The organism is Cupriavidus sp. 207A1, from assembly GCF_057798955.1.
Genome location: NZ_JBYOJO010000015.1, coordinates 109437 through 131414 on the forward strand (window position 1 = coordinate 109437; position 21978 = coordinate 131414).

At 66.5% G+C, this 21978-nt stretch carries 22 protein-coding genes and 1 tRNA gene; 9 read left to right on the top strand and 14 right to left on the bottom strand.

What is annotated here, in order from left to right:
* Positions 1 to 61: 61 nt before the first annotated feature.
* From proB to AC3FMM_RS24775, 5 genes are all read right to left on the bottom strand, one after another.
* The gene (proB, locus tag AC3FMM_RS24755; protein WP_115681177.1) at positions 62 to 1180 is read right to left on the bottom strand and encodes a glutamate 5-kinase; all 1119 of its coding nucleotides are present in this window, start codon (positions 1178 to 1180) and stop codon (positions 62 to 64) included.
* Positions 1181 to 1231: 51 nt separating this feature from the next.
* Positions 1232 to 2329 (bottom strand): GTPase ObgE, encoded by a 1098-nt coding sequence (gene obgE / locus AC3FMM_RS24760; protein WP_115710887.1) that lies wholly within the window; start codon positions 2327 to 2329, stop codon positions 1232 to 1234.
* A gap of 112 nt (positions 2330 to 2441) precedes the next feature.
* The gene (rpmA, locus tag AC3FMM_RS24765; protein WP_012353931.1) at positions 2442 to 2702 is read right to left on the bottom strand and encodes a 50S ribosomal protein L27; all 261 of its coding nucleotides are present in this window, start codon (positions 2700 to 2702) and stop codon (positions 2442 to 2444) included.
* Positions 2703 to 2741: 39 nt separating this feature from the next.
* Positions 2742 to 3053: a 50S ribosomal protein L21 gene (gene rplU / locus AC3FMM_RS24770; RefSeq protein WP_006576525.1), complete on the bottom strand. Its 312-nt coding sequence runs from the start codon at positions 3051 to 3053 to the stop codon at positions 2742 to 2744.
* A 196-nt stretch (positions 3054 to 3249) separates the two neighbouring features.
* A complete protein-coding gene (locus AC3FMM_RS24775) occupies positions 3250 to 3459 on the bottom strand; it encodes a hypothetical protein (RefSeq protein WP_115710889.1) in 210 nt (69 codons plus the stop codon).
* Positions 3460 to 3545: 86 nt separating this feature from the next.
* On the opposite strand from AC3FMM_RS24775, the gene ispB reads away from it, so the two are divergent.
* Both ispB and AC3FMM_RS24785 read left to right on the top strand, forming a co-directional pair.
* Positions 3546 to 4475, top strand: a complete 930-nt coding sequence (gene ispB / locus AC3FMM_RS24780; protein ID WP_115681179.1) for an octaprenyl diphosphate synthase — start codon at positions 3546 to 3548, stop codon at positions 4473 to 4475.
* A 117-nt stretch (positions 4476 to 4592) separates the two neighbouring features.
* Positions 4593 to 4669, top strand: a tRNA-Pro gene (locus AC3FMM_RS24785).
* A 60-nt stretch (positions 4670 to 4729) separates the two neighbouring features.
* Here the strand turns inward: AC3FMM_RS24785 and AC3FMM_RS24790 are convergent.
* Positions 4730 to 5050, bottom strand: a complete 321-nt coding sequence (locus AC3FMM_RS24790; protein ID WP_116313116.1) for a helix-turn-helix domain-containing protein — start codon at positions 5048 to 5050, stop codon at positions 4730 to 4732.
* On the bottom strand, positions 5031 to 5369 hold the full coding sequence (locus AC3FMM_RS24795; RefSeq protein ID WP_116313117.1) for a type II toxin-antitoxin system RelE/ParE family toxin: 339 nt from the start codon (positions 5367 to 5369) through the stop codon (positions 5031 to 5033). Before AC3FMM_RS24795 ends, AC3FMM_RS24790 begins: the two co-directional genes overlap by 20 nt.
* 319 nt (positions 5370 to 5688) lie before the next feature.
* On the opposite strand from AC3FMM_RS24795, the gene pilB reads away from it, so the two are divergent.
* The 6 genes from pilB to AC3FMM_RS24825 all read left to right on the top strand — a co-directional run bounded on the left by pilB (position 5689) and on the right by AC3FMM_RS24825 (position 11568).
* On the top strand, positions 5689 to 7413 hold the full coding sequence (gene pilB, locus AC3FMM_RS24800; protein WP_115710891.1) for a type IV-A pilus assembly ATPase PilB: 1725 nt from the start codon (positions 5689 to 5691) through the stop codon (positions 7411 to 7413).
* Between the two features lie 65 nt (positions 7414 to 7478).
* Positions 7479 to 8750, top strand: coding sequence for a type II secretion system F family protein (locus AC3FMM_RS24805; RefSeq protein ID WP_062801799.1), 1272 nt, complete (start codon positions 7479 to 7481; stop codon positions 8748 to 8750).
* 3 nt (positions 8751 to 8753) lie between these two features.
* Positions 8754 to 9665 carry a prepilin peptidase gene (locus AC3FMM_RS24810; protein WP_414248965.1) on the top strand — a complete coding sequence of 304 codons (912 nt, stop codon included), beginning with the start codon at positions 8754 to 8756 and terminating at the stop codon, positions 9663 to 9665.
* A gap of 102 nt (positions 9666 to 9767) precedes the next feature.
* Positions 9768 to 10394 (top strand): dephospho-CoA kinase, encoded by a 627-nt coding sequence (coaE, locus tag AC3FMM_RS24815; protein WP_018006249.1) that lies wholly within the window; start codon positions 9768 to 9770, stop codon positions 10392 to 10394.
* Positions 10395 to 10603: 209 nt separating this feature from the next.
* Positions 10604 to 11362 (top strand): cell division protein ZapD, encoded by a 759-nt coding sequence (gene zapD, locus AC3FMM_RS24820; RefSeq protein ID WP_115681185.1) that lies wholly within the window; start codon positions 10604 to 10606, stop codon positions 11360 to 11362.
* A gap of 17 nt (positions 11363 to 11379) precedes the next feature.
* Positions 11380 to 11568 carry a DNA gyrase inhibitor YacG gene (locus tag AC3FMM_RS24825; protein ID WP_116313120.1) on the top strand — a complete coding sequence of 63 codons (189 nt, stop codon included), beginning with the start codon at positions 11380 to 11382 and terminating at the stop codon, positions 11566 to 11568.
* A gap of 21 nt (positions 11569 to 11589) precedes the next feature.
* Here AC3FMM_RS24825 and AC3FMM_RS24830 read toward each other — a convergent pair whose 3' ends face one another.
* The 5 genes from AC3FMM_RS24830 to secA form a co-directional block, all read right to left on the bottom strand.
* Positions 11590 to 13629 carry an OPT family oligopeptide transporter gene (locus AC3FMM_RS24830; protein ID WP_326347935.1) on the bottom strand — a complete coding sequence of 680 codons (2040 nt, stop codon included), beginning with the start codon at positions 13627 to 13629 and terminating at the stop codon, positions 11590 to 11592.
* An 89-nt stretch (positions 13630 to 13718) separates the two neighbouring features.
* Complete coding sequence (locus AC3FMM_RS24835) at positions 13719 to 14165, bottom strand: NUDIX domain-containing protein (RefSeq protein WP_115710898.1); 447 nt, start codon at positions 14163 to 14165, stop codon at positions 13719 to 13721.
* A complete protein-coding gene (locus AC3FMM_RS24840) occupies positions 14162 to 15067 on the bottom strand; it encodes an ATP-binding protein (protein WP_488687620.1) in 906 nt (301 codons plus the stop codon). The genes AC3FMM_RS24835 and AC3FMM_RS24840 overlap by 4 nt, the downstream gene beginning before the upstream one ends.
* An 86-nt stretch (positions 15068 to 15153) precedes the next feature.
* Positions 15154 to 16392, bottom strand: coding sequence for a bifunctional glutamate N-acetyltransferase/amino-acid acetyltransferase ArgJ (gene argJ / locus AC3FMM_RS24845; protein WP_488687621.1), 1239 nt, complete (start codon positions 16390 to 16392; stop codon positions 15154 to 15156).
* Positions 16393 to 16533: 141 nt separating this feature from the next.
* Positions 16534 to 19311, bottom strand: coding sequence for a preprotein translocase subunit SecA (gene secA, locus AC3FMM_RS24850; RefSeq protein ID WP_414248968.1), 2778 nt, complete (start codon positions 19309 to 19311; stop codon positions 16534 to 16536).
* 257 nt (positions 19312 to 19568) lie between these two features.
* On the opposite strand from secA, the gene AC3FMM_RS24855 reads away from it, so the two are divergent.
* A complete protein-coding gene (locus AC3FMM_RS24855; protein ID WP_111519096.1) occupies positions 19569 to 20072 on the top strand; it encodes a DciA family protein in 504 nt (167 codons plus the stop codon).
* Between the two features lie 69 nt (positions 20073 to 20141).
* On the opposite strand, the gene lpxC is transcribed toward AC3FMM_RS24855, so the two are convergent.
* Together lpxC and AC3FMM_RS24865 are read right to left on the bottom strand one after the other, a co-directional pair.
* Positions 20142 to 21059 carry a UDP-3-O-acyl-N-acetylglucosamine deacetylase gene (gene lpxC / locus AC3FMM_RS24860; RefSeq protein WP_473703848.1) on the bottom strand — a complete coding sequence of 306 codons (918 nt, stop codon included), beginning with the start codon at positions 21057 to 21059 and terminating at the stop codon, positions 20142 to 20144.
* 153 nt (positions 21060 to 21212) lie between these two features.
* Positions 21213 to 21719 (bottom strand): peroxiredoxin, encoded by a 507-nt coding sequence (locus tag AC3FMM_RS24865; RefSeq protein WP_111519095.1) that lies wholly within the window; start codon positions 21717 to 21719, stop codon positions 21213 to 21215.
* Positions 21720 to 21978 lie beyond the last annotated feature (259 nt).

The following is a 21978-nucleotide window of genomic DNA, read 5'->3' on the forward strand; positions in this document are numbered from 1 at the left end:
AGGTATAAAAAAAAAGGCGGGACTGCCTGGCAGTCCCGCCGTTTTTTTTTGCTTGCATCGATCAGACCAGCACCAGGTTGTCGCGATGGATCAGCTCGGGCTCGTTCAGGTGGCCGAGCACGGATTCGATCTCGGACGACGGCTTGCGCGCGATCAGCCGCGATTCCGCGCTGGAATAGTTGGTGATGCCGCGCGCCACCTCCTTGCCTTGCGCATCGACACAGGCGATCACCTCGCCGCGGGCGAACTCGCCCTGCACTTCGACCACGCCGATCGGCAGCAGCGACTTGCCGCCGCTGGTCAGCTTCTCGACCGCGCCGTTGTCGATCACGACGCGGCCGCGCAGCTGCAGGTGGTCTGCCATCCATTGCTTGCGTGCCGTCAGCCGGCCGGTCGGCGCCAGCAGCTGGGTGCCGATCGCCTCGCCGGCGGCCAGGCGCTCCAGCACGTTGGCCTCGCGGCCGGAGGCGATGGTGGTGTGCGCGCCCGACTTGGCCGCGCGCTTGGCCGCCAGGATCTTGGTCAGCATGCCGCCGCGGCCAATCGAAGTGCCGGCGCCGCCGGCCATGGCTTCCAGCTCGGGCGTGCCGGCCAGGGCCTCGTCGACGAACTGCGCGGCCGGGTCCTTGCGCGGATCGGCGGTGTACAGGCCGCGCTGGTCGGTCAGGATCACCAGCGCGTCGCCTTCGATCAGGTTGGTGACCAGCGCGCCGAGCGTGTCGTTGTCGCCGAACTTGATTTCGTCGGTGACCACGGTGTCGTTCTCGTTGATGATCGGCACCACGCCCAGCGACAGCAGCGTCAGCAGCGTCGAGCGGGCGTTCAGGTAGCGCTCGCGGTCGGCCAGGTCGGCGTGGGTCAGCAGCACCTGCGCGGTGCGGATGCCATAGCGGCCGAACTGGCTCTCGTAGACCTGTGCCAGCCCCATCTGGCCGACCGCCGCGGCGGCCTGCAGCTCATGGATTTCCTTCGGGCGGCGCGCCCAGCCGAGCCGCTGCATGCCTTCGGCAATGGCGCCGGAACTGACCAGCACCACTTCCTTGCCGGCCACGCGCAGCTTGGCGATCTGGGCCGCCCAGCGGGCGATGGCGTCGTGGTCCAGCCCCTTGCCGTCGTTGGTGACCAGGCTGGAGCCGACTTTGACGACGATGCGCTTTGCCTGCGCGATGACCGATTGCATGGTGGAAATCCTGTCTCCGGAGATCGTTCGGAACCGCTGATTGTTTGTTGTCTATGCCTCGCGCTGGTCCTGGTCGACGTTATGCAGGCGGTCGTCCAGGCGGATGTCCGGCTCTGCCAGCGCCGCGGCCTCTTCGGCCTTGATCGCCTGCAGGTGGTCCTTGATCGCATAGATCAGCTCGCGGCAGCCTTCGCCGGTGAGCGCCGAGATCTGGAACACCGGGCCCTTCCACTTGTAGCGCTTGAGGAAGTCCTTCACCTTCGCCGCGCGCTCGTCCTCGGCCACCATGTCGAGCTTGTTCAGCACCAGCCAGCGCGGCTTTTCAAACAGGGTCTCGTCGTATTTCTTCAGTTCGTTGACGATGGCCTTGGCCTCGGCCACCGGATCGACCGCCTCGTCGAACGGCGCCAGGTCGACGATATGCAGCAGCAGCCCGGTGCGCTGCAGGTGGCGCAGGAACTGGTGGCCCAGGCCCGCGCCCTCGGCGGCGCCCTCGATCAGGCCGGGGATGTCGGCGACCACGAACGATTGCTCATGGTCCACGCGCACCACGCCCAGGTTGGGATGCAGCGTGGTGAACGGATAGTCCGCCACCTTCGGGCGCGCGTTGGAGATATGCGAGATAAAGGTCGACTTGCCGGCATTGGGCATGCCCAGCAGGCCGACATCGGCCAGCACCTTGAGCTCGAGCTTGAGCATGCGGCGCTCGCCCGGCTTGCCGTCGACCTGCTGGCGCGGCGCGCGGTTGGTACTGGACTTGAAGTGCAGGTTGCCCCAGCCACCCATGCCGCCCTCGGCCAGGCACACGCGCTGGCCGTGCTCGGTCAGGTCGGCGATGACCTCGCCGGTGTCCATATCGGTGATCAGCGTGCCCACCGGCATGCGCAGCGTGATGTCTTCCCCCGCGGCGCCGTAGCAGTCGGAGCCGCGGCCGTTCTCGCCGTTTTTCGCCACGTGCTTCTTGGCGTAGCGGAAGTCGATCAGCGTATTGATATTGCGGTCCGCCACGGCGAACACGCTGCCGCCCCGGCCGCCGTCGCCACCATCCGGGCCGCCGAAGGGCACAAACTTCTCGCGCCGGAACGAGGCGCTGCCATTGCCGCCGTTGCCGGCGATGGCTTCGATTCGGGCTTCGTCGATGAACTTCATGATGGGTTTTCCGTGATGGGATCGGCAGATCGGGGGCCGGCGTAGTTTACTTCGCCAGAAAAGAAAAAGCCCCGCAAGCGTTGCGGGGCCTTTCGTCCTGCAAAGGCTGTTATCAGGCCGCCGGAACGACGCTGACTTGCTGCTTCTTGGCAGGGCCCTTGACGGCGAACTGCACGTGGCCGTCGATCAGGGCGAACAGCGTGTGGTCCTTGCCCACGCCGACGTTGTCGCCGGCATGCACGCGGGTACCGCGCTGGCGCACGATGATGCCGCCGGCGTTGATGGCCTGGCCACCAAACACCTTCACGCCCAGACGCTTCGATTCGGAATCACGGCCGTTCCGCGTGGAACCGCCGCCTTTTTTCTGTGCCATGTCTTACTCCTGTCGCTTTACCGGATTACGCTCGATCGATCAGGCAACGATCGCTTCGATGCGCAGTTCGGTGTAATTCTGACGATGGCCCTGACGCTTCTGGTAGTGCTTGCGACGGCGCATCTTGAAGATCTTCACCTTGTCGTGACGACCCTGGGAGATAACGGTAGCCTTGACGGAAGCCCCGCTCACCAGCGGCGTACCAAACTTGATTTGGTCGCCGGCGCCCACTGCGAGCACCTGGTCGAGCGTGATTTCTGCGCCAATGTCTGCCGGTATCTGTTCTACTTTCAGTTTTTCGCCAGCAGCAACCTTGTATTGCTTGCCGCCGGTTTTTACGACCGCGTACATTGTCGAACCTCTCGGATGTGAATAAAACGCCGAAACCGCGCGATGCGGCCCGGTTATCTCCCGCCGGCAAGGACCCGCAAGGCGAGCGACTACCGGAGGAAACCGGGAATTGTAAACGAGATTGGGGAAAACCGCAAAGAAAACAGGCACATAGCCTGTGAGCGGCGCGCCCGGCACAATCGGTGGGCCGCTTCGCTCAGGTCAGATCGGCGAGCAGGAACCCCGCCAGTGCGGCAAACGCCACCCACCAGGCGGTGCGGCGCAGTTGGCGGCGAGGTATGGGCTTGTCCATGACCGGATTATAGTGGGGCCAGCCACCAACGCCCGCTGCGCGCATACCCTGAGCCCATCGCCCGGCAAACAGCCCGTCAAACAATGCGGGGCATGCGTAGAACGCCGCCTGCATCGCATATAATCGTCCGGTTTTGCGTAACGGTGATCATCTTGTCCCAGCCTTCCGCCACTGCCTTGCTTGCCCCGGTCGCTGCAGACATGCGCGCGGTCGATGCTGTTATCCGCCAGCGGCTGTCTTCTGAAGTCCCGCTGATCGAGCAGATCGGCGAATACATCATCGGTGCCGGCGGCAAGCGCCTGCGCCCGGTGATCCTGCTGCTGACGGCACGCGCGCTGGGCTACGACGGCAACCGTCACCATGAGCTGGCCGCCGTGGTGGAATTCATCCACACCGCCACCCTGCTGCACGACGATGTCGTCGACGAGTCCGAGCTGCGGCGCGGGCGCGACACCGCCAACGCGGTGTTCGGCAACGCCGCCAGCGTGCTGGTGGGCGACTTCCTCTACTCGCGCGCGTTCCAGATGATGGTCGATGCCGGCAGCATGCGCATCATGGAGATCCTCTCCAACGCGACCAACGTGATCGCCGAAGGCGAGGTGCTGCAGCTGCTGAACATGCACGACCCGGATGTCACCATCGAGCGCTACCTGCAGGTGATCCGCTACAAGACCGCCAAGCTGTTCGAGGCCGCCGCGCAGCTGGGCGCCGTGCTGTCCGGCGCCGACGCGCAGATGGAAGAGGCGGCCGCCGAATACGGCCGCCGCATCGGCACCGCCTTCCAGCTGATCGACGACATGCTGGACTACACCGCCAGCGCCGAGCAAATGGGCAAGAACGCCGGCGACGACCTGCGCGAAGGCAAGCCCACCCTGCCGCTGCTGCACCTGATGGAACATGGCACGGCCGAGCAGCGCCAGCTGGCCCGCGACGCGATCGTACAGGGCGGCACCGAGCATTTCGACGCGGTCTTTGCCGCGATCCATGCCAGCGGCGCGCTCGAGGTCACCTTCGAGGCCGCACGGCGCGAGGCCGAAGCCGCCGAGCAGGCAGCCCGGCAGTTCCCGCCGTCCGAGCTGAAGGAAACGCTGATCCAGCTCTGCGCCTTCTCGCTGCAGCGGCAGTCCTGAGCCGGGAAGCGCCGCGGGATGGGGGCGTTTTCCTCCGCCCTCTTCCATTCCCAAAAAAACGCTGCTAAACTTACGTTCTTTGCTGCTGACGCTAAAACGTCTGCCGGCAGACCAAATCGGGGTGTAGCTTAGCCTGGTAGAGCGCTACGTTCGGGACGTAGAGGCCGGAGGTTCGAATCCTCTCACCCCGACCAGATTTAAGAAGCCGAATCAACGAAAGTTGGTTCGGCTTTTTGTCTTTCTACCCCTCCTCCTTAGCCCTTGATGGCTTTGCGCTGTCGCTTGAAAGCTTTAAGCTCGGCTACGGCGAAAAGCTGGCTGCGCCCGACTTCCGCCCGTGGAGCCACCTTGCCATCGCGCACCAGCCGGCGGAAGGTCGCCATCGAGATTTCGAGGTATTGGGCAGCCTCTGCCGCGGTGAAATCCTCCTCCGCGAGATGGCCGAAGACTTCCTCATGCGAGAAATTCTCATCACCAAAGGCCTGCTGCCCGATCAGTGTGAAAAACCTGACGCGCTCCCGCGGGGGCAACGCGCCGAGGGCATGCAGCAGGTCTTCAGCGGTCATCGTGTCCATTCTTTTCTGCCCTCAGGTACTTCTTGAGCTCGTCATAGAAGTTCTCATGCGAGCCGACCTTATAGAAATCGATCCATAGCACCTCAAGTGCCACGCCTTTCACGTTCAACTCCTGCGGCAGTGGCCGGTAGGCGATCAGGTATTCCTGCCGGTTGAACCTGAATTTATGCACCCTGATGCCAGCCAAGTCCCCAATCTTCGCTTCGCCCAACTCGGGCACGGCACAGAGCTCCTCGACCTCGTCTTCGATCGCCAGTTGCAGCGGCTTGTGTGCTTTCTTGACGAACTGAACGAAAGGCTTCTTGTAGTTTCGCCTCATGCGACGTTATGCACTCGTTTTTGATTCTATAACAGATCAGACCACGCCGGGCGCCGGCGAGCCACCATGCCGAGAAGCATGGCTGGCTAGCGACCAGTGGGGATGGAGGCAATTCTCAAATTGCCGTCTGCTGTGTTCGCCGCCCCCGGGGCGGAGCCCCGCGCAAGTAGGGTTGCGCCGGTGTCGCGCAAACGCCAATACGACCCGCCGTCGCCTTTACAAAAAGTGACCCCATCGGCAAACTGGCCCGATCCCAAGAAGCGGGCTCGTCTCGTCCTGCCCTGTCCGCGGACACTGCTCCAACCACTGCGCACTTGCCATGACACTCGGACTTGCCCTGGCCCAGAGCCGGCGTATCGCGCCCGCCCTGCTTGCTCAGCTGGAGCAGGCCGCGCGTGAAAAGCAATCGCAGCTGATCGACGAGATCATCGGCAGCGGCACCATGAGCGCGCATGACGTGGCGCTGTTCGCCGCGGACAAGTACCAGTTGCCGCTGCTCGATCTGGCCCAGTACAACCTGGCCAAGGTGCCGTCGGCGCTGGCCGGCAACCGTGAGTTCCATGCCCACCGGCTGCTGCCGCTGGGCCGGCGCGAGAACCGCCTGGTGCTGGCGCTGTCCGATCCGTCCAACCAGGCCGGCCTGGACGCGATCCGCGACAAGTACAAGCTGCCGGTCGAAGCCGTGGTGGTCGAGCACGACAAGCTGATGAAGCATGTGCGCGCCGCCGGCGAGGCGCTGGGCACGCTGAAGAACATCTCGCCGGTGCAGGCCGAGCGCAAGATGATCGAATACGATCCGGTCGCCGCCGCCGCCAACCCGCGCAACCGCACCACGGCCGACAACATCGACGACGCCCCGGTGGTGCGCTTCCTGCAGAAACTGCTGACCGAGGCCTTCCACCGCGGCGCCTCGGACCTGCACTTCGAACCGTTCGAAACCTTCTACCGCATCCGCTTCCGCGTCGATGGCGTGCTGCAGGAGGTCGCGCGCCCGCCGCTGGATATCCGCGACAAGATCGCGACCCGCATCAAGGTGCTGTCGCGGCTGGATATTTCTGAAAAGCGCGTGCCGCAGGACGGCCGCATGAAGCTGCTGATCGCGCTGCCCAAGGACAAGGACGCCAAGGAAACCGTCGAGAAGGCGGTGGACTTCCGCGTGTCGACGCTGCCCACGCTGTTCGGCGAAAAGATCGTGATGCGGATCCTGGAATCTTCGTCCGACAAGCTCGACATCGACCAGCTCGGCTATGAGCCAGAGCAGAAGGCGCTGCTGCTGGACGTGATCAAGCGCCCCTACGGCATGGTGCTGGTGACCGGCCCCACCGGCAGCGGCAAGACCGTGTCGCTGTACACCTTCCTGAACCTGCTGAACCAGGGCGACATCAATATTTCCACGGCCGAGGACCCGGCCGAAATCCAGTTGCCGGGCATCAACCAGGTCAACGTCAACGACAAGGCCGGGCTGACCTTCGCCACCGCACTGCGCTCGTTCCTGCGCCAGGATCCGGACATCATCATGGTCGGAGAAATCCGCGACCTGGAAACCGCCGACATCTCCATCAAGGCCGCGCAGACCGGTCACCTGGTGTTGTCGACGCTGCACACCAACGACGCGCCGACCACGCTGACGCGCCTGATGAACATGGGCGTGGCCCCCTTCAATATCGCGTCGAGCGTGCTGATGATCACCGCGCAGCGGCTGGCGCGGCGGCTGTGCAGCTGCAAGCGCGAGGGCGAGATCCCGCGCGAGGCCTTGCTGGAAGCGGGCTTCCGCGAGCGCGACCTGGACGGCAGCTGGCAGCCCTACCATCCGGTCGGCTGCGAGCGCTGCAACGGCAGCGGCTACAAGGGCCGCTGCGGCATCTACCAGGTGATGCCGATCACCGAGGCCATGCAGGAAATCATCCTGACGCACGGCACCGCGCTGCAGATTGCCGAGCAGGCGCGCAGGGACGGCGTGCTATCGTTGCGCGAAGCAGGGCTGCTGAAGGTCAGGCAGGGCGTCACGTCACTCGAAGAAGTGCTGGCGACCACGAACACGTAGGGAAGCAAGACACAACGTAAAGACAAGACGCACAACAAGCGTCATTTACATCGGGGGTCAATAACATGGCGACGCGCGCACCAGCAGCGGGCGCCCGGACGGGGGCACCGTCACGGGCCAAATCAGGGAAGGGGCGCAAGGCCCCCACCCAGTACATCTTCGAGTGGGAAGGCAAGGACCGCAAGGGCAAGACCTTCACCGGCGAGCTGCGCGCCGAAAACCAGGCCGAGGTCACCGCCACGCTGCGCAAGCAGGGCCTGACCATCGTCAAGCTCAAGAAGCGCAAGGCGGCGCGCGGGCGCAAGATCACCGAGAAGGACATCGCCTACTTCACCCGGCAACTGTCGACCATGCTGAAGGCCGGCATCCCGCTGCTGCAGTCGATCGACATCATCGCGCGCGGGCACGTCAACCCCAACTTCACCCAGCTGCTGTCCGACATCCGCTTCGACATCGAGGCCGGCAGCAGCATGGCCGCGGCGTTCCGCCGCCACCCCAGATACTTCGACACACTGTACTGCAACCTGATCGATGCCGGCGAACAGGGCGGCATCCTGGACTCGCTGCTGGAGCGCCTGTCGCTCTACATGGAGAAGACTATCGCGCTGAAGGGGCAGATCAAGTCCGCGATGATCTACCCGATCGCGGTGCTGACGGTCGCCTTTGCCGTCACGGTGATCCTGATGCTGTTCGTAATCCCGGCGTTCAAGGGGGTGTTCTCCAGCTTCGGGGCCAACCTGCCTGCGCCGACGCTGCTGGTGATCGCAATCTCGGACTTCTTTGTCCAGTACTGGTATCTGGTGATCGGCGCGCCGGTGGCCGGCATCAGCTTCTATCTGCGCGCGCTGAAGAAGTCCGAGAAGGTGCAGCGCGCCACCGACCGCGCGCTGCTGAAGCTGCCGATCTTCGGCAGCTTGTTCCGCAAGGCCGTGATCGCGCGCTGGACCCGCACCCTGGCAACGATGTTCGCGGCCGGCACGCCGCTGGTCGAGTCGATGGAGTCCGTGGCCGGCGCCGCCGGCAACTGGGTCTACTACGACGCCACCCGCGAGATCGAGCAATCGGTGCGCATCGGCACCAGCCTCACCAACGCGATGCAGGCGACCCATGTGTTCGACAACATGGTGCTGCAGATGACGCAGATCGGCGAGGAGTCCGGCGCGCTGGACAACATGCTGCTGAAGGTGGCGGAGTTCTACGAGCGCGAGGTGGACGATGCCGTCGCCGCCATTTCCAGCCTGATCGAGCCGCTGATCATCGTGGTGCTGGGCGTGCTCATCGGCGGCATGGTGGTGGCGATGTACCTGCCGATCTTCAAGCTGGGACAGGTGGTGTAAGCGATGCAGCCGGTGTGGTCCGCTACCCCCTATCCGACCGGAGCCGCGACCGGCACCGCCCCGCTGCTGCACGCGCTGGCGGCGCTGCCGCCAGTCTTTCTGGTGGCGGCAGCAGGGCTGCTGGGCCTGGTGGTCGGCAGCTTCCTCAATGTGGTGATCCACCGCGTGCCGCGCATGATGGAGCGCGACGAGGCCAACTACATTGCCGAGCTGCGCGGCGATCCGCTGCCCTACCCCGGCCGCTACAACCTGATGGTGCCGCGCTCGGCCTGCCCGCATTGCGGCCACGCCATCGCCCCATGGGAAAACGTGCCGGTGCTGAGCTACCTGTTCCTGCGCGGCCGCTGCTCGGCGTGCAAGGCGCCGATCAGCGTGCGCTATCCGCTGGTGGAACTGGCCTGCGGCGTGCTGAGCGCGCTGGTGGCATGGCGCTTCGGCCCGAATGCGCAGGCGCTGGCCGCGCTGGTGCTGGTGTGGGGGCTGCTGGCGCTGACCATGATCGATGCCGATACACAATTGCTGCCAGACCAGATCACGCTGCCGCTGTTGTGGATCGGCCTGCTGCTGAACGTCGCCGGCCTGTTCGTGGCGCTGCCCGACGCGGTGATCGGCGCCGCCGCAGGCTACCTCGTGCTGTGGCTCGCCTACTGGCTGTTCCGGCTGCTGCGCGGCAAGGAAGGCATGGGCTTCGGCGACTTCAAGCTGATGGCGGCGCTCGGGGCCTGGTTCGGCTGGCAGGCGCTGCCGGCGCTGGTGCTGCTGTCGTCGGTGGCCGGCGTGCTGTTCGGGCTGGCCAATATCGCGCTGCACCGCCAGGAGCGCGACACGCCGTTCCCGTTCGGGCCCTTCATCGCGCTGGCCGGCGTGGTGGTGCTGCTGTTAGGTCCCGGGGTGCTGCCGGTGTTTGCCTGGTGATGGCCGCGCGGCTGTGATCCGGCCACGGCCGAAGCGGCCGAAGCGGCCGAAGCGGCCGAAGCTGGTATCGTTGCGGCAACAACGTCTGACAGAAACTATCACATGCTGGAAATCGGACTGACCGGCGGCATCGGCAGCGGCAAGACCCGCGTGGCCGACATGTTCGCCGCGCGCGGCGCCGCGATCATCGATACCGACCTGCTCGCGCATGAGATCACCGCGCCGGGCGGGCGCGCCATCCCGGCGCTGGTCGAAGCCTTCGGCCCCGCCTGCCTGCGCCCGGACGGTGCCATGGACCGCGACGCGATGCGCGCGCTGGTGTTTGCCGATCCCGCCGCCAAGGCGCGGCTCGAAGCCATCACGCACCCGCTGATCCGCGCGCTGACCACCGAACGCGCGCAGTCGATCCGCGCTGCGGGCGCGCACCCCTACCTGATCTACGTGGTACCGCTGCTGGTGGAGTCGGGCTCGTGGCGCGAGCGCGTCGGCCGCGTGCTGGTGGTCGACTGCACCGAAGCCACGCAGGTGGCCCGCGTGATGTCGCGCAACGGCTTCAGCCGCGAACAGGTGCTGGCGATCATGGCCAGGCAGGCCACGCGCGCCGCGCGCCTGGCATGTGCCGACGACGTCATCGACAACGACGGGCCGGTGCAGGCGCTGGTGGCGCAGGTCGACCGGCTCGACCGCTACTACCGTGAACTGTCGGCCGCGGGCACGGTCCATCCATAACGCGCCAGGCCGGCGCGGTGGCGCATGGCATCATGCGCGCGACATTGTCCTCGGACCTTGTCTCGCATAGAATGCGCTGGAACATGCCGGGAAATCGCCGCATAGTGCCGGCATTCCACACGCATAGATCGCCCTTTCCGGTATTTCCCGGGCCTCATTCTGCACCGGGCCGCCCCTGAAGCGCCCGACGCCCTGCACGGACACAGCACTTGATTCTGTACGAATACCCTTTCAACGAACGCATCAGGACTCTCCTGCGCCTGGAAGACCTGTTCGATCGGCTGGAATACTTCCTCGGCCAGGATCATGCCCAGCAGCACCACGTCGCGCTGACCACGCTGTTCGAGATCATCGACGTGGCCGGCCGCGCCGACCTCAAGACCGACCTGATCAAGGAACTGGAGCGCCAGCGCCAGGCCCTGGCGCCGCTGCGCGCCAATCCGCAGATTGACCAGGACGCGCTCGACTCGGTCATCGGCGAGATCGAGCAGGGCATCGCCATGCTCAACCAGACCGTGGGCAAGGCCGGGCAGTTGCTGACGGATAACGAGTGGCTGACCAGCATCCGCAGCCGCGCCATCATCCCCGGCGGCACCTGCGAGTTCGACCTGCCTGCGTACTATGCCTGGCAACATCGCCCCGCCGAAGACCGCCGCGCCGACATCCTGAAATGGGCGCGTCCGCTGGTGTCGCTGCGCATGGGCACGACCATCGTGCTGCGGCTGCTGCGCGAAGCCGGCCAGAGCGGCAAGGTGATCGCCACCGGCGGCAGCTACCAGCAGATGCTGTCGGGCCGCAGCTACCAGCTGATGCAGGTCTGGCTGGACGACTCGCTGCTGGCCTTCATCCCCGAGATGAGCGCCAACAAGTACATGCTGTGGGTGCGCTTCACGCAGCAGGACGGCGACCTGCGCCCGCGCTCGGTCGATGCCGATATTCCGTTCCTGCTGAAACTCTGCAATTTCTGAAGCCTGCGCTGAACGCCATGCCTGCTGTCGTCAAATGCCCCACCTGCGGCACCGAGGTGGCCTGGGTAACCGAAAACAAGTTCCGCCCCTTCTGTTCCGAGCGCTGCAAGCAGATCGATCTCGGCGCCTGGGCGTCGGAGAAATACGTAATCGGCGGCAAGCCGGGCGAGAGCTCGCCCGACCGGTCCGAAGACGAGGACGACTGAAGCGCTCCGGCGCCGCCGTGCTCAGTGCGCCGCCGCCAGCACGCGCCGGTAGAAGCCCACACACACCAGCACGAACACCGCCAGGCCCAGCCACTGCGCGGTCGCTTCAAACCCACCACCGACCACGGCCAGCGGCGCATCGCTGCCTGACAGGCCGATCACCGCGGCCAGCATCACGCCGACCAGGCTTTCGCCGACGATCAGGCCGGACGCCAGCAGCGTGCCGCGCCGTTCGGCGTGCTCCAGCGCCAGCCGCACGTCGTCGCCGCGCGCAGTGGCGCGGCGGCGCTCGGCGCGCAGCAACAGCCACGACAGCACCGCCCCCACCACCAGCGCCGAGCTGATCGTCGGCGGCAGGTAGATGCCGATGCCCACCGCCAGCACCGGCAGCCGCGCCGCGCCGCCACGGCGGCGCAGGACCTCGTCGATGGCGATCAGCACCACGCCCAGCCCGATGCCGATCAGGATCATGTTCCAGTTGAGCTGGTGGGTGAAGATGCCGGTGGCGATCGCGGTCATCAGCGTCGCCTGCGGCGCGGCCAGCGCCTGGTTCGGGTCCATGCCGGCGCGCGGCAGCGCGCCGGCGAAGCCATAGGCGTTGTAGAGCAGCTCGAGCACGGGAGGAATCACCGCGGCGCCGACCACGCAGCCGATCAGCAGCGCCACCTGCTGGCGCCACGGTGTCGCGCCGACCAGCCAGCCGGTCTTCAGGTCCTGCAGGTTGTCGTTGGCGATGGAGGCCACCGCCACCACCGCGGAGGTGGTGAAGATCGCCAGCGCGATCGCGAACTTGCCGCCCTCGGGCGTGGCCAGCAGGCCGTCGGCCTGGCCCGCCAGCAGGATCAGCAGCGACACCAGGATCACCGCGATGATGCCGATGCCCGAAATCGGGCTGGCCGACGAGCCCACCAGTCCGGCCATATAGCCGCACGCCGCCGCCACCAGGAAGCCGAAGATAAAGGCGAACACCACCGCGTAGACCACCAGGCGCCAGCGCGCCCCGCCACCCAGCGGCGCCGGTGCGAGGAACCAGGCGAACACCGTCACCAGCACCGCCAGCAGCGCCAGCATCACCAGCCCGATCCACTTCGCCGGCATGTCCTGCTGCGTGCGCGGCACGCTGCCCTGCCCCGCCGGGCCGGCCTGGAGCGCGCCGAACGAGGCGCGGATGCCATACAGCATGGGCTTGGCCAATGACAGCAGCGTCCAGATCGCGGCGATGCCGATGGTGCCGGCGCCGATAAAGCGCGCCTGCTGGCTCCACACCATGGTGCCGAAGGCCGACAGCGTGGCGCCGTCCGGGCGCGGCGTGACCGCGGTCAGCCACGGCACCGCGACGCCCCAGGTCAGCACCAGCCCGAGCAGCATGGCCAGCCCGCCAACGATGCCGACCAGGTAGCCCGCGCCCACCAGCGCCAGCGAGAAGCCCATCGACAGCCGCACCACCGAAGCGCCCGCCGACAGCCAGAAATTGGCGCCCTCGGCCAGCACGCGCAGCCCGCCTGCGGCGAAGCTGAACAATCCCGCGACCAGGCCCCCGGCCATCAGGTCGGCGAGGCCGGTCGCCTGCGGCTTCTGGCCCGGCGCGGCTTCGGCGGGCGCGGCGCTGCCCACGCGCAGGATTTCCGCCGCGGCCACGCCCTCGGGATAAGGCAGCTCGCTCTGCACCACCATGGCATGGCGCAGCGGAATGCTGAACACCACGCCGAGCATGCCGCCCGCCGCGCAGATCGCCAGCGTCTGCCAGAACGGGAAGCCTTGCCAGTGGCCCAGCATCACCAGCCCGGGCAGGATAAAGATGATCGACGACAGGGTGCCGGCGGCCGAGGCCTGCGTCTGCACCATGTTGTTTTCCAAGATATTGGCGCCGGGGAAGAGCCGCAGCACGGCCATCGAGATCACCGCCGCGGGGATCGCCGACGAGAAGGTCAGGCCGACCTTCAGGCCCAGGTAGATATTGGAGGCGGTGAACACGACCGTGATCAGCGCACCGAGGATGATGCCGCGCAGGGTCAGTTCAGGCAGGGAAACGTCGTCGGCGATACGATCGACACGTAGCATGCAGGTTCCTTTCCTGTGGGCCGGGCCGGCCGGCCCGGGCGGCGCACAAGCGGGCGCCGCGGCCGCTTGTCGGTGACGCGGACTGCTGGTCAGCCGTTGCGCGCTTCCTCGTCCAGCCACGCCACCACGGGAATGGTGGCCGGCAGCAGCGGCCCCACCGTCACCGGCGTGCCCTGCCACGAGAACGCCTGGCCTTCGCGGCCGACGGGCTCGCCCTGCCAGGCCGTGACCTTGCAGAAATGCAGCCGCACATAGGCGTGCGGGTAGTCATGTTCCAGGATGTGCCAACGCTCGCATTGCGTGACATCAAGCCCCAGCTCTTCGTGCAGTTCGCGCGCCAGCGCTGCCTCCACCGACTCACCCGGCTCGAGCTTGCCGCCGGGGAATTCCCAGTAGCCTTCGTAGGGCTTGCCGGCCGGACGCTGCGCCAGCAGGAAGCGGCCGTCGGGCTGCACCAGCACGCCGACCGCCACCTCGGTCACCTTGCGCGGCGGGTTGCCGCCGGTGGCCGCGGGGTTCTGCGTCGCCGCGCTCATGCCTTGGCGTCCCCGGCAACATCGGCGATGTACGGCTTGCCGTGCTTGCCGCCCCAGTCGCGCGCGAACTGCCAGGCCACCCGGCCCGAACGCGAGCCGCGCTCCAGTGCCCACACCAGCGCATCGCCGCGCGCGGCGGCGATGTCCTCGTCGGTGCAGCCGAAGTGCTGCAGCCAGTGGCCGACGATGGCCAGGTACTCGTCCTGCTTGGGCGGGTAGAACGACAGCCACAGCCCGAAGCGCTCGGACAGCGAGATCTTCTCTTCGACGACTTCGCCGGGGTGGATCTCGCCGTCGTCGGTGTGGCGGTAGCTCTCGTTGTCCTTCATGTACTCCGGCAGCAGGTGCCGGCGGTTCGACGTGGCGTAGATCAGCACGTTGTCCGATTGCGCCGCGACCGAGCCATCCAGCGCCGACTTGAGCGACTTGTAGCCCGACTCGCCTTCCTCGAACGACAGGTCGTCGCAGAAGATCACGAAGCGCTCGGGCCGTTGCGAGACCAGCTCGACGATATCGCCCAGGTCACCGAGATCGTCCTTGTCGACCTCGACCAGCCGCAGCCCGTCCCGGACGAAGGCATTGAGGCAGGCCTTGATCAGCGACGACTTGCCGGTGCCGCGCGCGCCGGTCAGCAGCACGTTGTTGGCGGGCAGGCGGTTCACGAACTGGCGCGTATTGCCGACGATGGCATCCTTCTGGCGCTCTATGTTCTTCAGGTCGTCCAGGTGGATCGGCGGCAGCTGGCGCACCGGCTGCAGGTAGCCGATATTGCCGAACAGGCTCTGACGCTTGCGCCAGCGGAACGCGACCGCCTCCTGCCAGTCCGCGTCGCTCAGTTGCGGCGGCAGCCATTGTTCGAGTCGGGCGAGGAAGTTGTCGAGGCGGGCGGCGAGGTCAGACATGGCAGCGGGGCGTCAGGGAATGTAGGGTGCCGATGGTCTCTTGCTCCCTCTCCCCTCGGCGGGAGAGCGGAGCAAAGCGGCGGTGTTCAGGAACGGTAGTCGGCGTTGATCGACACGTAGTCGTGCGACAGATCGCAGGTCCACACGGTGGCTTCGGCGTTGCCGCGGCCGAGCGCGATGCGCACCGTGATCTCGGCCTGCTTCATCACGCGCTGGCCGTCTTCCTCGCGGTAGTCGGGATTGCGGCCGCCGTCGCGGGCGACCCAGACATCGTCCAGCCACAGGTTGACGCGGCCGACATCGAGATCATCCACGCCGGCGTAGCCCACCGCGGCCAGGATGCGGCCCAGGTTGGGGTCCGAGGCATAGAACGCGGTCTTGACCAGCGGCGAATGCGCGACCGCATAGGCGATCTGGCGGCACTCGGCCACGTCCTTGCCGCCTTCGACGCGGATGGTCATCAGCTTGGTCGCGCCTTCGCCGTCGCGCACGATCATCTGCGCCAGCTCCTGCGCCAGGCTCGTCACCGCTTCGCGCAGCGCGTCAAAGGCCGGACCTTCGGCGCGGTCGATCACGGCGCCCGACTTGCCGGTGGCGATCAGCACGAACGAATCGTTGGTCGAGGTATCGCCATCGATGGTGATGCTGTTGAAGGAGTGGTCGGCGGCGTGCGTCACCAGTGCCTGCAGCACCGGCTGCGCCACGGCGGCATCCATGGCGATGAAGCCCAGCATGGTCGCCATGTTCGGGCGGATCATGCCGGCGCCCTTGCTGATGCCGGACAGCGTGACGGTCTTGCCGTCGATCTGCACCGTGCGCGACGCGACCTTGGGCTGGGTGTCGGTAGTCATGATCGCTTCCGCGGCGGCCAGCCAGTTGTCGGCGCCGGCGTTGGCGATGGCGGCGGGCAGCCCGGCCAGCAGGCGGTCCATCGGTAGCTGCTCGAGGATCACGCCGGTCGAGAACGGCAGCACCTGCGCGGCCTCGATGCCCAGTTGCGCGGCCAGCGCGTCGCAGGTGGCGCGGGCATTGGCCAGGCCCTGTTCGCCGGTGCCGGCATTGGCATTGCCGGTATTGACCACCAGCGCGCGGATGCCCTTGCCCGCTTTGTCCGCAGCCGCCAGGTGCTCGCGGCACACCTGCACCGGCGCGGCGCAGAAGCGGTTGCTGGTGAAGACGCCGGCCACGGTGCTGCCTTCGGCCACGCGCACCACCAGCACGTCCTTGCGGTTGGCCTTGCGGATACCCGCCTCGGCCCAGCCGAGCTCCACGCCGGCGACGGATTTCAGGTTCTCTGCCTGGGGCAGCGGAAGATTGACGGGCATGCAGGACTCCTCGATGTTGCTGCTTGCGACTTGCTGGTCTCAGACGAACATGCCCGCGAAGGGCGGGCATGTTCGATTCCTCTTGCGCCACTCCGGTGCTGCGCGGAGCGGCGTCATACCGGATGCCCGGCCTGGCTCAGTTCAGCTGAGCTTGCCGTGGCACTGCTTGAACTTCTTGCCCGAGCCGCACGGGCACGGGTCGTTGCGGCCGACCTTGGGCATGCCGGCCAGCGCCAGCTCGGCGGCGGCCATGGCCGTGCCGGTGCGCGGCGACGGCGCTTGCTCGACCGGCTCGCGGCCTTCGGCGAACTCGTCGTGCTTGTACTGCACGTTCTCCAGGTGCGACAGGCCTTCCTCGATCTGCTCGGAAGCCTGTTCCAGTTCTTCCGGCGACTGGATCTGCACATTGAAGGTCACGCGCGTGACTTCGTTCTTGATCACGTCCAGCAGGCGCGCGAACAGCTCGAACGACTCGCGCTTGTACTCCTGCTTGGGATCCTTCTGCGCGTAGCCGCGCAGGTGGATGCCCTGGCGCAGGTGGTCCAGCGCGGCCAGGTGCTCGCGCCAGTGCGTGTCGATGCTTTGCAGCATGACCGAGCGCTCGAAGCCGGCGAACGACTCGCGGCCGACCATGGCCACCTTGCTGTCGTAGCGCTCCGTCGCCGCCTTCATGATCAGGTTGAGCAGCTCTTCGTCCTCGATGCTCTGCGCGCCCTCGATGGTCTTTGCCAGCGGCACTTCCAGGCCCCAGTCCTCGCGCAGTCGCGTTTCCAGGCCGGCGATGTTCCACTGCTCTTCCATGGTGTCGGCCGGCACGTGGTCGCGGAACAGCTCGATCAGCACGCTTTCGCGCAGGTTGGTGACCATCTCGCCGACATCATTGGCCTCGAGCACGTCGTTGCGCAGCTTGTAGATTTCCTTGCGCTGGTCGTTGGCAACGTCGTCGTACTGCAGCAGCTGCTTGCGGATGTCGAAGTTGCGGCCTTCCACCTTGCGCTGCGCCGATTCGATCGAGCGCGTGACGATGCCGGCCTCGATCGGCTCGCCCTCGGGCATCTTCAGGCGCTCCATGATGGCGCGCACGCGGTCGCCGGCGAAGATGCGCAGCAGCTGGTCGTCCAGCGACAGGTAGAAGCGCGACGAGCCCGGGTCGCCCTGGCGGCCGGCACGGCCGCGCAGCTGGTTGTCGATACGGCGCGACTCGTGGCGCTCGGTGCCGACGATATGCAGGCCGCCGGCGGCCTTGACCTGCTCGTGCAGCGACTGCCATTCGTCCTTGAGCTGCTGGATGCGCGCGGCCTTGTCGGCGTCGGACAGGCTGGCGTCGACCTCGATGAAACCCGCCTGCTTCTCGACGTTGCCGCCCAGCACGATATCGGTACCGCGGCCCGCCATGTTGGTGGCGATGGTGATCATCTTGGGGCGGCCGGCCTGCGCCACGATCTCGGCTTCGCGCGCATGCTGCTTGGCGTTGAGCACCTGGTGCGGCAGCTGTTCGCGCTCGAGCAGGCCCGAGAGGTATTCCGAGGTCTCGATCGAGGTGGTGCCCACCAGCACCGGCTGGCCGCGCTCGTAGCAGTCGCGGATATCGCGCACCACGGCGTCGTAGCGCTCCTTGCCGGTCTTGTAGATCTGGTCCTGCAGGTCCTTGCGCTGGGTCGGGCGGTTGGTCGGGATCACCACCACTTCCAGGCCGTAGATCTCCTGGAACTCGTACGCTTCGGTATCGGCCGTGCCGGTCATGCCGGCCAGCTTCTCGTACATGCGGAAGTAGTTCTGGAACGTGACCGTCGCCAGCGTCTGGTTTTCCTGCTGGACGGTGACGCCTTCCTTGGCTTCCACGGCCTGGTGCAGGCCATCGGACCAGCGGCGGCCGGTCATCAGGCGGCCGGTGAATTCGTCGACGATCACGACTTCGTCGTTCTGCACCACGTAGTGCTGGTCGCGGTGGAACAGGCTGTGCGCGCGCAGGGCCGCATACAGGTGGTGCATCAGCGTGATGTTCTGCGGCGCGTAGAGCGATTCGCCTTCGCCGATCAGTCCCAGCTGCGACAGGATGTCTTCGGCCTTTTCGTGGCCGGCCTCGGTCAGGTAGACCTGGTGGCCCTTCTCGTCGACGTAGTAGTCGCCCGGCTTCTCGACCCCGGTGCCGTCGGCTTTTTCTTCGCCGATCTGGCGCTCGAGCAGCTTGGGGATGCCGTTCATGCGCTGGTACAGGTCGGTCTGGTTCTCGGCCTGGCCGGAGATGATCAGCGGGGTGCGGGCCTCGTCGATCAGGATCGAGTCCACCTCGTCGACGATGGCGTAGTGCAACGGCCGCTGCACGCGCTGCGACGGGTCGTAGACCATGTTGTCGCGCAGGTAGTCGAAGCCGAACTCGTTGTTGGTGCCGTAGGTGATGTCGGCGTTGTACGCCGCCTGCTTCTGGTCGTGCGCCATCTGCGACAGGTTCACGCCCACCGACAGGCCCAGGAAGTTGTACAGCCGGCCCATCCACTCGGCATCGCGCTGCGCCAGGTAGTCGTTGACGGTGACCACGTGCACGCCCTTGCCGGTGATGGCATTCAGGTACACGGCCAGCGTCGCGGTCAGGGTCTTGCCTTCGCCGGTGCGCATTTCGGCGATCTTGTTGTCGTTCAGCACCATGCCGCCGATCAGCTGCACGTCGAAGTGGCGCATCTTCATGACGCGCTTGCTGGCCTCGCGGCACACGGCGAAGGCTTCGGGCAGCAGCGCCTCGAGCGATTCGCCACCGGCGTGGCGCTGCCGGAAGGCCTCGGTCATGCCGCGCAGCTCGTCGTCGGAGAGCTGCTCGAACTTCGGCTCCAGCGCATTGATCTGCGCCACCGTGCGGCGGTATTGCTTGATCAGCCGCTCATTGCGGCTGCCGAAGACTTTCTTGAGAAGGCCCGTGATCATCGATTGCTTTCACCTGCGCGGAACCGGGTGGCATCCCCAGGGAAGGCGGGCTGCCCCGGCGGCCGGGCGCGGTAATGGATAGATTGGCGCAAAACGCCGAGTTTATCATGTGCCGGGGTCGCGCCCGGCGGCGCGGGGCGCTGGCGCGGGCCCGGCTGCAAGCAGTTTGGGATGGTTGCGCCGGCTTCAATCCGGCCGCCCTCGCTTTCGGCCCGCGCTGCCTGCGTGCACGCGCTGCCCCTTGCTAGAATGGACCCATGCGCCGCTTCACCCATCCCGCCCTGCAGACCCCCGCCGCCAAGCCGCTCAACGACTGGCTGGACAAGGCCGGCCCGGTGTCGACGCTGCTCCAGACCGCGCGCCAGCTGTCGGTGCTGGAGGCGGAGGTGCTGGCGCTGCTGCCGGCCGGCATGCGCGCCGGCCTGGCCGTGGCCGGCATCAAGCGCGACCCGTCCGACCCCAACGGCCAGGTCCTGCTGTTGCTGGCGGCTCACGGCGCGGCCGCGGCGCGGGTGCGCCAGGTCGTGCCGACGCTGCTCGGACGACTGCAGCAGCGCGGCTCGCCGGTCACCTCGATCCGCGTGCGGGTGCAGCCCGAGGTGCAGCGCCATTCCGACTGGGAGGTGGAGCCGGTGGCACGGCCGCGCACCAGCGGGCGCATGACGCCGACCGGGCTCGCCAATCTCGACCAGCTCGCGCGCAGCCTGCCCGATTCGCCGCTGCGCGACGCGCTCAATACGCTGCTGTCCCACCACCGCTGAGCGCCCGCGCCGCGTCCAAAGCAAAAGAGCCGACCTGTGCAGGTCGGCTCTTTTTCTATGCGAGGCCGCTCAGGCGAAGGCCGGCTGGGCCTGCGGCAGGAACGCCGCCGGGGCTTCCTCGACGCGCTCGAAGGTGACCAGTTCGTAGGCTTCCTGGTCGGCCAGCAGCGCGCGCAGCAGCTGGTTGTTCAGGCCGTGGCCGGACTTGTTCGCCACATAGGCGCCGATCAGCGGATGGCCGACCACGTACAGGTCGCCGATCGCATCCAGGATCTTGTGGCGCACGAACTCGTCGCCGTAGCGCAGTTCCTCGTTGTTGAGCATGCGGTGCTCATCCAGCACGATCGCGTTGTCCAGGCTGCCGCCGCGCGCCAGGCCCATCTCGCGCAGGGCCTCGACCTCGTGCGCGAAGCCGAAGGTGCGGGCGCGGGCGATCTCGCGCACATAGCTGGTGTCGGCGAAATCGATCGAGAAGGTCTGGCCGGTCTTGTCGACCGCCGGGTGGCGGAAGTCGATGGTGAACGACAGCTTGAAGCCGAAGAACGGCTCCAGCCGCGCCAGCTTGTCGCCTTCGCGCACTTCCACCGGCTTCTTCACGCGGATGAAAGTCTTGGGCGCGTTCTGTTCTTCGATGCCGGCCGACTGCAGCAGGAACACGAACGATGCCGCGCTGCCGTCCATGATCGGAATTTCTTCGGCGTCGACGTCGACATAGAGGTTGTCGATGCCCAGGCCGGCGCAGGCGGACATCAGGTGCTCGACGGTGGAAACGCGCGCGCCATCCTTCTGCAGCACCGACGCCAGGCGCGTGTCGCCGATGGCCGATGCGGCCACGGGAATCTCGACGGCATCGGGCAGGTCGACGCGGGTGAAGACAATGCCGGTACCCGCCGGCGCCGGTCGCAGCGTCAGCGTGACCTTGCGGCCGGAGTGCAGGCCGATGCCGACGGTCTTCACCAGGGATTTTATCGTGCGCTGTTTGAGCATGACAGCCTCAACAATTATAAAAATCTATCGTGTTATTTTTTTGATTAAGGGATTTTACCACCACATGCGGGACGCTGCAGCCGGCTTTTGTTTCCGGCTGTTAACACGCCTGTCACAAGTTACGTATTATCCACGTTTACCCGGATGACTGTGTCAGCCGCGCAACGCCGCCAGCACCGCCTCGGCGCTGCTGACACGGAATTCGCCCGGCGCCTCGACGTCGAGCCGGGTTACCACGCCGTCCTCGACCACCATGGCGAAGCGCTTGGCCCGCACGCCCATGCCGCGCGCGCTCAGGTCCTGGTCCAGGCCCAGCGCGCGGGTCCACTCGGCGCTGCCGTCGGCCATCATGCGGACCTTGCCGGCCACCTGCTGCTCGCGGCCCCACGCGCCCATCACGAAGGCATCGTTGACCGAGACGCACCAGACCTCGTCCACGCCTGCCTCGCGCAGTGCCTCGGCATGCTGCACGAAGCCCGGCACATGCTTGGCCGAACACGTCGGCGTGAAGGCGCCGGGCAGGCCGAACACCACGATCTTGCGCCCGCGGACCAGGTCGGCCACCTTGAACGCATTGGGGCCGAGCGCGCAGCCGTTGCTTTCGGTCTCGAAGAATTCCTGCAGCGTGGCGTCGGGGACGCGGGAACCGACAGTGATCATGGCTTTCCGGTTTTCCTTGGGTGTCTGGGCGGGTCTATGAAGGATAGGACGAATGCGGGGCCGCATGGCGGCGCGTTGCCGCTGGGCAACCTAACGATCATAGGCGCCCGGCCCGCGCTGCCAAAGCCGGATCACATCCGCTTACGTTCGAAGAAATATTCGGACGAGTTCCGATACACCTGAAGACGCTACAAAGGCGTCCGCGCGGGGCCCCCGGTGTGGTGGGCCCCCCGGCCGGGGATAAAACCCCCCCCGGAAG